The organism is Pseudonocardia sp. TRM90224 (assembly GCF_021245725.1).
In the GTDB taxonomy this organism is placed as follows: Bacteria; Actinomycetota; Actinomycetes; order Mycobacteriales; family Pseudonocardiaceae; genus Pseudonocardia.
Genome location: NZ_JAJGSX010000088.1, coordinates 1 through 12699, shown reverse-complemented (window position 1 = coordinate 12699; position 12699 = coordinate 1). Strand labels below are relative to the sequence as shown.

The following is a 12699-nucleotide window of genomic DNA, read 5'->3' as shown; positions in this document are numbered from 1 at the left end:
CTCGGGTTGGGGTGCCGCCCGATGGTCGCTCTGTTAGTACTGCAACGGCGTCTGAGTGTCAGGGTGGTGGGTGTTGTCCGCGACGTCGGCAAGTGGCGGGTACGGGCCTAGTGCTGCCGTCGACGGCGCCAGTTTGACCAGCTCAGGGCACTGATCGCTTGTGTGATGGGCGTCAGGACGAGTGCGGCAAGTAGGCGACGGATCTCGTTGCCCGACAACGGGATCAGCGCATCGTGGCCGGTTGCGGATCCCCCTTTTTGGGCCTCCTGCGCTCGGGTCGCGGCGAGGTAGGCAGCGACGAGCATGGCCAAGGTGATGTGGGCATACCACGCTCGCCAGTCCCGGAGCTAGTCGTCCGCCGCCCTGACGACACGACGATCATCGACACCGCGCCAAGCGCTACGTCCAAGCCACCGGCGGCGACAACGCCACCCTGGTCACCGTCTACCGAACCATCTGGCGGACGCGCGGCGGGAACTCACACGCGCTGCGCTGGTCGGCGCTTTGGCACGGGGAGATGCGCGTGCCGTTCGTCCGCGGCGGCGCCGCACTGATGGTCACGCGGATGGCGAGGAAGGACGGTCGATGGCGGCCGCAGGGATGGCCCTGTTCATCAGGCGCGCCATTGAGCTATTCGATGACGCGCGCGACAGGCTCCCCCGCCGATGGGGGCACACGGCGATGTGCCCGAGTGGCAGAAGGTTCCTCGGGAAAGTGGCTACGCTCGGCCGCATGCCCGAGCTGCCTGCCGATGTCGCTGCCGCGTTCCGTTCGGCCACGAACAGCTTGGCGCGATTCCTGAAGGAACGATCCGAGGACTCGCGAGCAGCCTGTCTACAAGACCACGAGACGATGCTCGCCAAGATCCAGGCGGCCGCCGCCGCCGAGGACGCACGGTTGGACTGGACGGCGCACCGATTCCACGCCGAGGCCGTGATCGAGACCGTGAGCCAGCTCGGGACCAGGTCCGGGTAGCCGAACCCGCCAGCACGCTGCGGTCAGAGGCTTATCCGGACCGGGAAGTCGCCACCGAGCCGAACACGACGCTGATCGCAGTCGCCCTCCAATGTTGACCACCACCGTCCGATCGCGAAGGGCCCGAACTGCTCACGTGAGACACGGCGCCACAGCCACGATGACAGACCGATGACACGATCAACGACACGATGACGTACTCGATTACGAGTCATGCCCACGGATGGGTCTGCGCCGTGGATGGTGGCGGTCCGTCCAGCCGGGCCGGCGGGCGTGCGCGGTGGGACAACGCATCGCCATCAGTCTCTGACCTGCGATGACACGCCAGCGGTGCGGCGCTTGTAATCATCTCTCGCTGCCGCTGTAACCCACGGATGAGCACATCGTCACAGCTCATGTGAGTCACTCTTCGCGCCCGCGGACTAGCGGGATCGGATCGCCTCACGAGGAGAGCTCAACGATGTCACCCCTTCGACGACAAGCAAGCCATGGACCGAGACCCGCGCTCTGCAGTAGTCGACCGTCGGAAAGACATGCCCCGGCATCTCGACGTGCGACACCCAGCACAGCGTGGAGGTCGCCCGCCGGTGCAACCGAACAGCAGTGTGACCGGCCGAACGCCGCGCTGGGGGAAGCCGGACTGTCGCTGCGCCTGATCGCTCGAGACGACATCGCAGTCGATGTCTCCTTGCCGATGTTGAGCACCGGCGAGATGCGAAGCCGTCGATCCGGTCAGCGCCCAAGGTGCGGCCGGTGATGACACGGGTGTGGACCGAGGAGCAGATCCGGTCGTTGGGGACGTTGACCGACCTGGTCACGGCCGGGTCGGTGCTGGGCATGGGACGGACCACCAGCCATCGTCTCGCCCGCGAAGGCCAGTTCCCGGTGCCGGTGTTGCGGCACATGGGCCGCTACCGCGTACCCGTCGCCAGGCTGCTCGACCTCCTCGGCCTCGACCGTCCGACCGCGCGACCACCAGGGGCTTGATCTCTTCGCGAAGTCGAGCGCCAATGCAGACCAGGCCGCGACACCGACCGGCATCACCGTCCGCGAGGAGTACACGACATGGCAGGGTCCACCTTCAAACGCTGCGGCTGCCGCGACGAGACCGGACGACAACTCGGCCGCAAATGCCCCAACCTGCGCAGCGGGAACCGGTGGAACCCGCGTCACGGCGTATGGCACCTCCAGATCGAGCTCCCCACCCGGACCGGTGAACCACGAATACCGCTGCGCTACGGGCCGTTCGACCAGGAACAGGACGCCGAGGACCTGCTCGACGAGATCCGCACCCTGCTCGCGCTGCCGGACCGCAGCGACCACGACGCGACCGCGCAGGTCGTCGCCGAGATCCGGACCGCGCTACGCGACCGAAGCCCGCTGCCGAAACCCGACCACGTCCGCAGCAGGCTCGCGTCTGGGATGTCCGCCGACGAACTGCCGACCGTGGCGCAGTGGCTGACCCGGTGGCTGGCCGGGCGTAGAGCGCTGCGCCGCAACACCTACCGCGCATATGAGTCCCACGTGCGGCTCTACCTCATCCCCGCCATCGGCAACGTACGGATCGACCGACTACGGGTATCTCACTTGGACAACTTGTTCACCGGTATCGACGCCCACAACGAACGAATCCACAAAGCTCGCACCAGCCAAGACCCGAAAGCCGCCGCCGCGGTCAAGGGGCGACGCGTGGTGGGGGCGGCGAGCCAGCAACGCATCCGTGGCGTCCTACGCAAAGCCCTCAACGACGCCATCGCACGAGGCATCATCACCACCAACCCGGCCGTTCACGTCGAACTCGCCGCCGGTCGACGACCCAAACCCCGCGTCTGGACCAGCACCGCTGTCGCCCGCTGGCAGGCCACCGGGGAGATCCCCAGCAAGGTCATGGTGTGGACACCAGAACAGACCGGACAGTTCCTGGACCACATCACCGACCATCGGCTCTACGCCCTCTACCACCTAGTCGCGTTCCGCGGCCTACGCCGCGGGGAGGTCTGCGGCCTCCGCGAAGATGACCTCAACCTTGCTGGTGCCGAGCTCACCGTCAGAACCCAACTCGTCCAGATCGGGTGGGAAGTTGAAGAAGGCGAACCCAAAACCGATGCTGGCCACCGCGTCATCGCCCTCGACACCGGCACCATCCAAACCTTGCGCGACCATCTCGTCGTCCGCGAAGCCGAACGAGCCCTCACCGGAACCCGATGGGTCGACAAGACTGGTTTGATCTTCACCGAACCCGGCGGCGCCCTGCTGCACCCGGCGAACGTCACCGACACCTTCACCGCACTCATTGCAGACGCCGGCCTACCACCCATCCGATTGCACGACCTGCGACACGGCGCCGCCACTCTCGCTCTCGCTGCCGGAGTCGACATGAAAATCGTTCAAGACATGCTCGGACACAGCTGCTTTGCCATCACCGCCGATACGTACACCACCGTGCTACCCGACGTCGCCCGCACCGCCGCCGAAGCCCTCGCGGCTCACGTCCCCCGCAGGGCCAACGCACCGCGGTGACCAACAGGCCAGTGGCCTCACGCCAGCCGATCACTGACTTCTCCGGGGGCGACGCCACCGTCAAACCGACGGCGTTCCGGGCGATCAAGAAGGAGGACCCGTCGGGTGAGTACGCGCGCACGTACGACCTGTCGTCGATGAAGACCTGTTCCTGGCCAGTGAGCTGCTCGATCCTGAGACCTACCGTGGGCGTCGGACCTGCTGGGCATCCCGGTGATCGATCACTGGTGGCAGACCGAGACGGGCTGGCCGATCGTGGCCAACCCGGCCGGTATCGAGCTGTTGCCGATCAAGGCCGGGTCGCCGACCGTGCCGCTGCCCGGCTGGACGTGCAGGTCCTCGACACGAACGGGAAGCCGGTCGAGGCCGGCACCGACGGCGCGATCGTGGTGAAGCTGCCGATGCCGCCCGGCGCGTTGCCGACCCTGTGGAACGACGACGACGCCGGGTTCGTCTCCTCGTACATGTCGGCGTTCGAGGGCTACTACCTGACCGGTGACGGCGGCCGTATCGACGCCGACGGCTACGTGTACGTGATGGGCCGCACCGACGACGTGATCAACGTGGCCGGCCACCGCCTCTCCACCGGTGGGATGGAGGAGGTGCTCGCCGGGCACCCGGACGTCGCGGAGTGCGCCGTGATCGGGGTGGCCGACTCGATGAAGGGCCAGGTGCCGTGCGGGTTCGTCGTGCTCAAGGCGGGGGTGGAGCGCGACGAGGCCGAGCTGGCGGCCGAGCTGGTGCAGATGGTGCGACCAGGTCAGCGCCGTCGCCTCCCTCAAGGACGTCGCCGTCGTGGGTGCACTGCCGAAGACGCGGTCGGGGAAGATCCTGCGCAAGACCATGTGCGGCATCGCCGACGGCACGCCGACGCGCCGGTGCCCTCGACGATCGAGAGCGTCGACGTGCTCGACGCCCTGCGTCCGGTCCTGTGCGGGAAGGCTGGGCCACCCGGGCTCAGCGGGTGATCACGATCTTGCCGTTGGCCTTGCCCTGCTCGACGTACGCCATCGCGTCCAGCGTTTCGCCGAAGGCGAAGGTGCGGTCCAGGACGGGGCGGAGCGTGCCCTTGTCGTACAGCGTGGCCAAGGTCGTCAACTGCGCACCGTCGGCCCGCATGAAGAAGAAGGAGTACCGGACTCCGAGGCGCTTCGCCCGGCTGCGGACCTTGCGGCTCAGCAGCGCCATGAGCGGCTTGAGAACCGGCCGGCCGAGCTGACCGGCGAATGCCGGGTCCGGCGGGCCGACCACGCTGATCGCCAGGCCGCCGGGCTTCAGGACCGTCAACGACTTCTCGAGGCTGGCGGCGCCGAGCGAGTCGAGAACGACGTCGTAACCGCTCACGACGTCGGTGAAGTCGGTGGTCGTGTAGTCGACGACCTCGTCCGCGCCGAGGGTTCGCACCTTGTCGGCGTCGCGGGTGTGTGCCGTGGTTGCGACGTACGCGCCGAGGTGCTTGGCGAGCTGGATGACCGTGGAGCCGAGACCGCCGGCGCCGGCGTGGACCAGGATCTTCTGCCCTGGCTGCGCCTCTGCGAGCTCGACGAGCGCCTGCCACGCCGCGAGAGCGACCAGCGGGACGGCTGCTGCCTCGTCGAACGAGAGCGTCGCGGGCTTGATCGCGACGTCGTCGGCATCGATCGCGATCGCCTCGGCGAAGGTGCCGATGCGCAGGTCGCGCGGGCGCGCGTAGATCTCGTCGCCGACCTTGAAGTCTCGGACGTCCGGCCCGACCCGGGTGATGACGCCGGCGACGTCGTGGCCGAGCGGGAACGGTCGCTTGTACGGCAGGAGCTGCTTGAACTCGCCGTTGCGAACCATCTTGTCGAGGGGGTTGATGCTGGCTGCCTTCACGTCGACGAGGACGTCATGACGGCCGACGGAGGGTGCGGGGATCTCGGCTTCTTCGAGCCCGTCGGGCCCGTAGTGGGTGACGACGAAGGCCTTCATCTCGACTCCTGATCGCTGGGTGCGGCGGAGCGTTGCGAAGCGGCCGCGATTGTCATGGCGTTGGTGTAGGTGGCGGCGAGGATGCCGTCCGAGAGCGTGGCATCGGTGATGGCGCGGGCAGCCTGCAGCGCGCCGACGACCAGGGTGAACAGGCCGATGGCTCGCTCCCGTGCGAGTTGCGCGTCTCCGTCGTCGAGGTGCCGCGCGATCGCGTCGATCATGGATCGGGCGCCGTCGGTGTAGGCGTGCTTCGTGGCGTCGTCGCGGCGACCGATCTCGTCCAGCAGCGCCGCTGACGGGCAGCCGCCCGCCAGGTCGTCGCGATGCGCGGGGGAGAGGTACTCGCGGAGGAACGTTTCGACCGAGGCCAAGCCGGCGGGCAGCGCGTCCACGCGGGCGACCTGGTCCTCGAGCTGCTGCGTGACGACCGCCGCGACGAGGTCGTCCTTGGACGCGAAGTGGCCGTAGAACGCGCCGTTCGTCAGCCCGGCGTCGGCGACGAGCGTCGCGATGCCGGATCCGTCGATGCCGTCGCTCTTGAACCGGCGTCCGGCGGTCTCGATCATCCGACGCCGGGTCGCTCCCTTGTGCTCGGGACCGTACCTCGCCATGTCTCGTGCCTCCTGCTGTTCTGCACGGTGGACTATAGCATTACGATCATAATCGTACAGTCGTAATTCATCCTGTGAAGTGTCCGATGGCCCTGCTCGGTGAACCTCTCGACCTTCCGTCCGGCGTCCGCCTGCGCAACCGCATGAGCCGCGCGACGTACGACCTGGCCGGCAAGGTCGTGATGATCACCGGCGGCAACGGCGGAATCGGCGCGGCGACCGGGCAGGAGCTGCTCCGCCGGGGTGCCCGACTGGTCATCGCCGACATCGACCCGGAGACGCCGGAGCGCTCCGCGGCGATCGGTGCCGACCGCGTGCTGGGGTGCACGGCCGACGTGCGCGACCAGGCGTCCCTCGATGTCGTCGTCGAGCAGGCGGTGGATCGGTTCGGCAATTCGGAATGATCTATCGCCGAGGTAGCGAGAAGTATCGGCGTTCACGAGATGACGTTGGGCAAGTGGGTGAAGAAAGCCAAAGATTCGGGACAGCTCCCAATTACCAAACGCTACGTCCCGTACGCCACATACAAGCTGGAAGTTCGTGGAGGTCAGGCCTGGGGTGGGCGGATCAGGTCGGCGAGCGATCCGGCGAGCAGTTCTGGAATGTTCCCGATTTTATTGACACCGATTTAGGCTGCCAGGTCGGTGAGTTTCCTGAATCCTAGCTCGTACTCTAGTGGTGTCAAGTATTTGAGGGTGGAGTGTCGTCTCCGGCGGTTGTAGTAGCCCTCGATCCAGAGGAATGTGTGCTGCCGGACCTCGGTGGCGTCGTTCCATGGGCGGGTATGGATTAGCTCTTTCTTGTAGGTGGCGAAGAACGACTCGGACACTGCGTTGTCGTAGCAGGTGGCGCGCCTGCCCATGGAACGGGCAACTCCGTTTTCTGCGCAGAAGTCGGCGAACTCGCGGGAGGTGTACTGGGCGGATTCAACCGGTGGACGCAACACCAACCAATTTCGGTGAATATAGCACACCATTCAACGCCTCGGCAGGGGTTTTCCAGGCGAGTGACTTGCGTGGTCGGGTGTTGAGCGTATTCGCGACGGCGGCTATCTCCGTGGGCCCGTAGCGTGACATGTCGGTGCCCTTCGGGAAGTATTGTCGAAGGAGGCCGTTCGTGTTCTCGTTCGTTCCGCGCTGCCACGGGCTGTGTGGGTCGCAGAAGTAGACCTTCAGTCCCGTCTTGTCAGTCACCTCGATGTGCTCCGCCATTTCTGTTCCGCGGTCCCAGGTCAGGGTGCGCCGCAGCTTCTCTGGCAGGAATCTGACTGCCTCGATCAGGGCATCGGCCACGGCGCGGGCCCCGTGGCCGGCCAGCGCGGGCCCGTTCTTCACCCGTTCCAGGGTTCCGTATCCTTCCATTCGGGGAAGTCGCAACAAGATCGTGTATCGGGTGGTTCGCTCGACGAGCGTGCCGATCGCCGAGTGATTCAGTCCGATGATGAGATCGCCTTCCCAGTGCCCAGGAGCGACGCGCTCGTTCACCTCGGCGGGACGGCGGTCGATGGTGGTCTCCGGGGTGATGAAGCCGCGCTGGTTGCGGCGCTCGCGGCGGGTTCGTGCCCGCGGCATCCGCAGCGCTCGCCCGGTCCGCAGACACGCGACGTGCTCGCGGGACAGGCCGCCCCGACCGGCGATGAACAGCGCCTGGTAGATCGCCTCGGGCGAGATCCGCATCGTCGGATCGTCGGGGAAGTCCACCGGCAACCGGGCCGCGATCTGCTCCGGGCTCCAGGCCCGGGCCCAGCGCCGGTCGGCGCGCCGGGAGCGGTTGCGCCCGGTGAACGGCACCGACGGCCCCGCCACCGTCACCCCCGTGTCTGTGACCAGCCGGCCCGACAAACGATCCTGCACATAGGCGCGCAGCATCCGGTTCATGGCCAACTTCGCAGTTTTCGGGCGTGCGGCGCGCCGGTCACGATGCCATTGCGCCACCGTCGCCCGATACGTCAACACACCGCCACGGGTGCTCGCGTTGCGCCGCAGTTCCCGCGACACAGTCGACGCTGCACGGCCCAGACGACGCGCGATCTCCCGAACACCAACCTTCTCCGCCCGCCAGAGCGCGATCTGCTCACGTTCGTCAAACGACAGATACCGGCCGGAGTCGGCCTGAAAAATCGATCGAGGCGCCACCCCGCCACAATCACGGAACCATCGAGTACCGACCGGCTGCGACACGCCGGCCTCGACTCCCGCATCGGCGCTAGCCGCACCACGCGCGATCGCCAACCAGAACAACCTGAGGTGTTCGGACCGCGCGACCGGCGGCCGACCGGGCGACCGCATCGGCGCCCTGCCCGTCGCTTCCGCTCCCCAACCAGGCTCTCGACCCACAACACACCTCCAGCTCGAGGTGTTGCGACGACCGGTTGAATCCGCCCTGGCAGCCGCGGTCGCTGTGGAAGATCACGCCCGCTGGTGGTGTGCGGGTCACGAGCGCCGCGGTGAGTGCTTCGGTGATCAGGCTGGTGCGTAGGTGGTCGGCCACGGCGTAGCCGACGACCTTACGGGAGTGCAGGTCGATCACGGTGGCGGTGTAGGCCCAGCCGTCGACGGTGCGCACGTAGGTGATGTCGCCACACCAGCGGGTGTTCGCTGCCTGGGCGGTGAAGTCCTGCCCGATCAGGTCCGGGGCATCGATCGGCCGCTCACCTGCAACGGTGGTCTTCTTCCAGGCTCGGGGGTGGCGCCCTTGCAGGCCGGCGGCGCGCATCAGTCGCCACACCCGCTTGCGGGCGACTCGGAAGCCGCGCACGACCAGCTCGGCCCAGACCCGGCGCACGCCAGGGTCACCACGCAGGTCGGTGTGGATGTTGCGGATGGTGTCGGTCAGCTCGGCGTCGGTGCGCTCGCGGCGGCTCGGGCCCTGGGGCCAGCCACCGGTAGTAGCCCTGACGGGCCACCCCGAGCTGGGCGCACATGAACGTGACCGGATACTCGTTGTCGGCAGCCCAGTCCGCGATCGCCGCGTACTTCACGGCTGTTCTTTCGCGAACCAGGCCGCAACTTTTTTCGCGAAGTCACGCTCCATCCGGAGGGTGGCATTCTCCTTACGGAGTCGTTCCAACTCCTCACGTTCATTCTCGGACAGGTCCTTCTCCGGGAGCTGTCCAGAATCTTTCGCCTTCTTCACCCACTTGCCCAACGTCATCTCGTGAACGCCGATACTTCTCGCCACCTCGGCGATAGATCGACCCGAATCAAGGACCAGGCTAACCGCCTGATCCTTGTACTCCTGGGTGAAACGTCGGCGTGTCGCCACGCGATCCCCTCCGCTGGCAATCAGCGGCAGTCTACGACCGGGTGTCTACAAGATCGGGAACGGTCCATTCGACGCCGCGTGCAGCGTGGGTGGGGTGGACCGTTCCGTAGCCGAGCACGATGCCTGGTCTGTCGTTCGCGGTGAGGTGAGCCCGGAACTGGGCCAGTGGGTAGACGCGGACGCCCGCGGCGAGAGCGCGGCTGACGACCTCGGCTTCGTCCGTGCCGGGTGGGAGGTGGACGAGCACGTTCAGGCCCGCCGCGATGCCAGAGGGTTCCAGGTCGGGTAGGTGGCAGCGAAGGCTGCGTAGCAGGGTGTCGCGGCGGTCGCGGTAGGCGCGGCGGGATCGTCGTAGGTATCGATGCAGATCGCCGTTCGCCAGGAACTGGGCGTAGGTGGCTTGCAGGATGGTGGAGGTCGCGCCGTCGGTGACCCGGCGCAGCGCGGCGATCGGTTCGACGAGGTGCTGTGGAACGACGAGCCATCCGAGCCGTGTGCCGGAGGCGAGGGTCTTGGAGGTTGTGCCGCCGTAGATGACGCGGTCGGGCCCGATGCCGTGCAGCGCGCCGACGGGGCGCCGGTCGTAGCGGTACTCGGCGTCGTACCGGCAGCGCCACAGGGCGGGGATCTTCACGCGATCCTGACGGCGAGGCGCCCCACACCTAGGAAAGCCACAGCACGAGCGTGACCGTCACGGTTTGCCATGCGCGATCGACCGGGTCGTCACACCGTCAATAACCGCTTCCAGGCCCCACTCGAAGGTCTGGTCGGGCTCCTGGCCGTCGACGGATACGAGCCGCTCGCGCAGCCTCGGGTACCGGCTGGCCGTCTCTACGGCCGCGGCGATCGCGGCTTCCACCTGCTGCTCGCCGCCGCGGCGCAGCCGGCGCTGCCACGCCACCCCCGATGCCTCCCCAAGAGCGTGACCGAGCACGAACACGAACACCGCGTGCACCGCACGGTCCACATCCTGACCGGTGAACCCGGCCGCCTCGTACACCCCGAGCAGGTGGTTGTCGTGCCGGGCCTTGCCGGGCCCGTAGATCAGGTGCGTACTCATCGCCGTGACCAGCCACGGATGGCCGGTCACCATCGCATGCAGGTTGCGGGCCATGTCCACGGCTGCCGCTCGCCACCCCACACCGTCGAGGTCGGGCAGGTCGATCTCGGCCCACACCTCGTCAGCCGCCAGTACCAGCAGCTCGTCCTTGCTCGGAACGTGCCAGTAGACCGCTGTGGGCGCGGTTCCGAGCCAGGCTCCGAGGCGGCGCATGTTCAGCCCCTCCACGCCCTCGGCGTCCAGCACCTCGACCGCCGCTCGGACGATCTGTTCTCGGGTCAGCGGGGCTCGCGGCACAACCGTCAGGATAACTGGGCTTGCACTTAGTTCAAGATCGGCCGTACTGTTGATTGAACTTAGTACAAGACCTGGGGTAAATCATGATCACGGTCGACCGGCAGCGCCCGATCGCAGTCACCGCCGCCGCGGCCCTGCAGGCAGTCACGGCAGTGCCCTTCGTGCTCGGTACGGTCGTCGTGCTGGGGTACGGGGCCTCTGCGCAAGCCGCCGCGGAAGCCGAAATGACACGACAGGGGCTGCCGCCGTCGCTGCTGGTCGAGCACGGCATCGCCTTCGGCTCGAACACTGCCGAACTGCCGTTCGCGATCGCGATCGTCGTCGTGCTCGCCGCCCTGGCGGTGTTCAACCTGCGGGGCAGCAGAGCCGCCCGCACGGCGTCGTGGGTCGTGCACCCGGTGTTGCTCGTCGCGGGCACGCTGATCATTCCGGGGCAGGTGTTCACGACCTGGTACCTCTCGACTGCCTTCGCTGCCGACCCCGCGCTGTCTCGCATCGACGCAGCGGCGCTCGTCGATGCAGCGGCGGCCGCCATGCCGGGCTGGTTGCTCTACGCGAACATCGCCAAGCTCGTGCTGACCACCGTCGGCTCGATGGCCGTCGTCGCCCTCCTCGCGCTGCCGTCGGCCCGAGCGCATTTCCGAGTAGCTCGCCGGTGAGCGCCGTCAAGATTTCGTCAGCATCCCCGACGGGTCCGGCGCAACCTTCACTGTGCCACGAAGATGCGGGCATGCGACGAGGCCGCCGATCCGACCCCCGATCGCAGGACCCGACGCCGGGCACGCCCTGGCGGAGTTCGCCGCACCTGTTCTTCGCCCTGCTCTGGCTCGCGGTCCTGCTGGGTGCCTCCGCGCTGTATCTGGCGGAGATCTGATGGCGAGCGGGATCGTCACGTTCTTCGAGGCGGAGTAGGGGTGAGGGGTGATCGCGTCGTCCGAGCTGCCGGCAGGCCTCGACGCGTGGGTGCACTTCAGTGCGATCGAGGCCGACGGCTTCCGTGTGCTGGCTGCTGGCGATCGGGTTAGTTCAGACGAGGAAGCGCGGCAAGACGGTTTCCTAAACCGTGTGTCGCAGGTTCGAATCCTGCCGGGGCACCACATCTACCAGGCGTTCTGCGGCCTGGCCTGCGGCGGAGCCAAGATCAATCCCCTTCACAGCCCTCTGTCCGGGGCCGTCCCCCTCGCTACAGAGCGTCATTAAGCTGCGTTCCTGCGTGACATCCAGGTCAGCCCCGCGGTAGCTTGCCCGGGTACGGCCGACTTCGGGATGGGATTCGGCACCGGCGAGAGAAGGGTTGTTCGGTGTCCCCATCCCTGCAGGTCTTGGCGTTCACGTTGCTTGGCCCGCCTGCAGCGGCTGCGGCATGGGGCATCCTCTTGTTGATCTTCGGTGCGAGCCGCAAGCAGGTCCTGGACTGGCTGCTCGAGAAGGCCGAACGCCCGAGCCTGATCGATCTTCTGCGCGCGTTGCGCGGTCTCCCGCAGGCCGGCAAGGACGATGAGGACAAGAAGAAGCAGGACGACGGGGACGACCCTCCTCCATAAGATCGAGACCGTCCTGTAACCTGCACTCAAGAGTCGCTCGCCAGGACACAGGAGACGGTAGATCGGCGAGCAGCAGGCTCTGTGCGCACACCCATTTAGTTAAGTCGCGAAGTTCTCTCACCTTGGCTCAGCTCTGGCGCACCAGGATCTGAACATCACCGGCCGCCTACCCATCGGCCGGCTCCTGGAGTTGAGTCGTGGCCGAAATCTGGCACTTGCTGCAGTGGGCGGTCCTTGCGCCCTTCTTCTACGTCGCGTACGTCCTGTTGATGGCTGGCGTCCTCGCCATCTGCGGAGCATCTCGCGACGAGATCAAGAAATGGGCGCTGAAGCAGGCGGATAGACAGCGCTTCACTGATCTTGTGAGCGCTTGGCGGCGTTTGCCGCCTTCTCCGCCGCCTTAGCCCGGGCTCTTCATGTCGGGCTGAGCGGTAGGTGACCCCCGATAGCAGAAAGTGCCTCGTGACCAGGTAAGACA

General features: G+C 66.9%; 16 protein-coding genes, 1 tRNA gene and 2 pseudogenes. 10 read left to right on the top strand and 9 right to left on the bottom strand.

Going from position 1 to position 12699, the window contains the following annotated elements:
* Positions 1-223: 223 nt before the first annotated feature.
* Positions 224-347, bottom strand: a pseudogene (locus LL648_RS46015) (IS701-like element ISCARN75 family transposase); the annotation flags it as partial.
* Positions 348-732: 385 nt separating this feature from the next.
* On the opposite strand from LL648_RS46015, the gene LL648_RS43255 reads away from it, so the two are divergent.
* The 4 genes and pseudogenes from LL648_RS43255 to LL648_RS43240 form a co-directional block, all read left to right on the top strand.
* Positions 733-975 (top strand): hypothetical protein, encoded by a 243-nt coding sequence (locus LL648_RS43255; protein ID WP_232668805.1) that lies wholly within the window; start codon positions 733-735, stop codon positions 973-975.
* Positions 976-1728: 753 nt separating this feature from the next.
* A complete protein-coding gene (locus tag LL648_RS43250; protein WP_374112218.1) occupies positions 1729-1962 on the top strand; it encodes a DNA-binding protein in 234 nt (77 codons plus the stop codon).
* Positions 1963-2040: 78 nt separating this feature from the next.
* Complete coding sequence (locus LL648_RS43245; RefSeq protein ID WP_232668804.1) at positions 2041-3495, top strand: site-specific integrase; 1455 nt, start codon at positions 2041-2043, stop codon at positions 3493-3495.
* Between the two features lie 65 nt (positions 3496-3560).
* Positions 3561-4463 (top strand): annotated as a pseudogene (locus LL648_RS43240) (AMP-binding enzyme); the annotation flags it as partial.
* On the opposite strand, the gene LL648_RS43235 reads toward LL648_RS43240, so the two are convergent.
* Both LL648_RS43235 and LL648_RS43230 read right to left on the bottom strand, forming a co-directional pair.
* Positions 4453-5445: an NADP-dependent oxidoreductase gene (locus tag LL648_RS43235; protein ID WP_232668803.1), complete on the bottom strand. Its 993-nt coding sequence runs from the start codon at positions 5443-5445 to the stop codon at positions 4453-4455. The pseudogene LL648_RS43240 and the gene LL648_RS43235 overlap by 11 nt on opposite strands.
* Entirely contained in the window at positions 5442-6011 is a 570-nt protein-coding gene (locus LL648_RS43230) for a TetR/AcrR family transcriptional regulator (protein ID WP_232668802.1), read from the bottom strand. The genes LL648_RS43235 and LL648_RS43230 overlap by 4 nt, the downstream gene beginning before the upstream one ends.
* 131 nt (positions 6012-6142) lie before the next feature.
* Between LL648_RS43230 and LL648_RS43225 the strand changes: the two genes are divergently transcribed.
* Both LL648_RS43225 and LL648_RS45975 read left to right on the top strand, forming a co-directional pair.
* Complete coding sequence (locus LL648_RS43225; protein WP_232668801.1) at positions 6143-6460, top strand: SDR family NAD(P)-dependent oxidoreductase; 318 nt, start codon at positions 6143-6145, stop codon at positions 6458-6460.
* Positions 6461-6463: 3 nt separating this feature from the next.
* Positions 6464-6688: a transposase gene (locus tag LL648_RS45975; protein ID WP_374112219.1), complete on the top strand. Its 225-nt coding sequence runs from the start codon at positions 6464-6466 to the stop codon at positions 6686-6688.
* On the opposite strand, the gene LL648_RS45970 is transcribed toward LL648_RS45975, so the two are convergent.
* The 6 genes from LL648_RS45970 to LL648_RS43200 are packed head-to-tail and all read right to left on the bottom strand — an operon-like array spanning position 6685 to position 10677.
* Entirely contained in the window at positions 6685-7032 is a 348-nt protein-coding gene (locus LL648_RS45970; protein ID WP_374112216.1) for a transposase, read from the bottom strand. The two genes, LL648_RS45975 and LL648_RS45970, sit on opposite strands and share 4 nt — an antisense overlap.
* A complete protein-coding gene (locus tag LL648_RS43220; RefSeq protein WP_232668800.1) occupies positions 6983-8344 on the bottom strand; it encodes an IS30 family transposase in 1362 nt (453 codons plus the stop codon). The genes LL648_RS45970 and LL648_RS43220 overlap by 50 nt, the downstream gene beginning before the upstream one ends.
* Positions 8262-8993, bottom strand: coding sequence for an IS3 family transposase (locus LL648_RS43215; protein ID WP_308190467.1), 732 nt, complete (start codon positions 8991-8993; stop codon positions 8262-8264). Before LL648_RS43215 ends, LL648_RS43220 begins: the two co-directional genes overlap by 83 nt.
* A gap of 39 nt (positions 8994-9032) precedes the next feature.
* Positions 9033-9320 (bottom strand): transposase, encoded by a 288-nt coding sequence (locus LL648_RS43210; protein ID WP_232668799.1) that lies wholly within the window; start codon positions 9318-9320, stop codon positions 9033-9035.
* 31 nt (positions 9321-9351) lie between these two features.
* The gene (locus LL648_RS43205; RefSeq protein ID WP_232668798.1) at positions 9352-9954 is read right to left on the bottom strand and encodes an aminotransferase class I/II-fold pyridoxal phosphate-dependent enzyme; all 603 of its coding nucleotides are present in this window, start codon (positions 9952-9954) and stop codon (positions 9352-9354) included.
* A 57-nt stretch (positions 9955-10011) separates the two neighbouring features.
* Positions 10012-10677, bottom strand: a complete 666-nt coding sequence (locus tag LL648_RS43200; protein WP_232668797.1) for a TetR/AcrR family transcriptional regulator — start codon at positions 10675-10677, stop codon at positions 10012-10014.
* 83 nt (positions 10678-10760) lie between these two features.
* Between LL648_RS43200 and LL648_RS43195 the strand changes: the two genes are divergently transcribed.
* The 4 genes from LL648_RS43195 (at position 10761) to LL648_RS43175 (ending at position 12221) form a co-directional block, all read left to right on the top strand.
* On the top strand, positions 10761-11336 hold the full coding sequence (locus LL648_RS43195; RefSeq protein WP_232668796.1) for a hypothetical protein: 576 nt from the start codon (positions 10761-10763) through the stop codon (positions 11334-11336).
* A 71-nt stretch (positions 11337-11407) separates the two neighbouring features.
* On the top strand, positions 11408-11551 hold the full coding sequence (locus tag LL648_RS43190) for a hypothetical protein (RefSeq protein WP_232668795.1): 144 nt from the start codon (positions 11408-11410) through the stop codon (positions 11549-11551).
* A gap of 155 nt (positions 11552-11706) precedes the next feature.
* A tRNA-Ser gene (locus LL648_RS43180) sits at positions 11707-11774 on the top strand.
* A 204-nt stretch (positions 11775-11978) separates the two neighbouring features.
* Positions 11979-12221, top strand: a complete 243-nt coding sequence (locus LL648_RS43175) for a hypothetical protein (RefSeq protein ID WP_232668794.1) — start codon at positions 11979-11981, stop codon at positions 12219-12221.
* Positions 12222-12699 lie beyond the last annotated feature (478 nt).

What these genes read in the sequence shown, in the direction of transcription:
- LL648_RS43220 (WP_232668800.1), bottom strand. Translation starts at nt 8,344, where the DNA reads ATGCGGTCGCCCGGTCGGCCGCCGGTCGCGCGGTCCGAACACCTCAGG.
- LL648_RS43235 (WP_232668803.1), bottom strand. Translation starts at nt 5,445, where the DNA reads ATGAAGGCCTTCGTCGTCACCCACTACGGGCCCGACGGGCTCGAAGAA.
- LL648_RS43255 (WP_232668805.1), top strand. Translation starts at nt 733, where the DNA reads ATGCCCGAGCTGCCTGCCGATGTCGCTGCCGCGTTCCGTTCGGCCACG.
- LL648_RS43230 (WP_232668802.1), bottom strand. Translation starts at nt 6,011, where the DNA reads ATGATCGAGACCGCCGGACGCCGGTTCAAGAGCGACGGCATCGACGGA.
- LL648_RS43245 (WP_232668804.1), top strand. Translation starts at nt 2,041, where the DNA reads ATGGCAGGGTCCACCTTCAAACGCTGCGGCTGCCGCGACGAGACCGGA.
- LL648_RS43195 (WP_232668796.1), top strand. Translation starts at nt 10,761, where the DNA reads ATGATCACGGTCGACCGGCAGCGCCCGATCGCAGTCACCGCCGCCGCG.
- LL648_RS43190 (WP_232668795.1), top strand. Translation starts at nt 11,408, where the DNA reads ATGCGACGAGGCCGCCGATCCGACCCCCGATCGCAGGACCCGACGCCG.
- LL648_RS45970 (WP_374112216.1), bottom strand. Translation starts at nt 7,032, where the DNA reads ATGGTGTGCTATATTCACCGAAATTGGTTGGTGTTGCGTCCACCGGTT.
- LL648_RS43225 (WP_232668801.1), top strand. Translation starts at nt 6,143, where the DNA reads ATGGCCCTGCTCGGTGAACCTCTCGACCTTCCGTCCGGCGTCCGCCTG.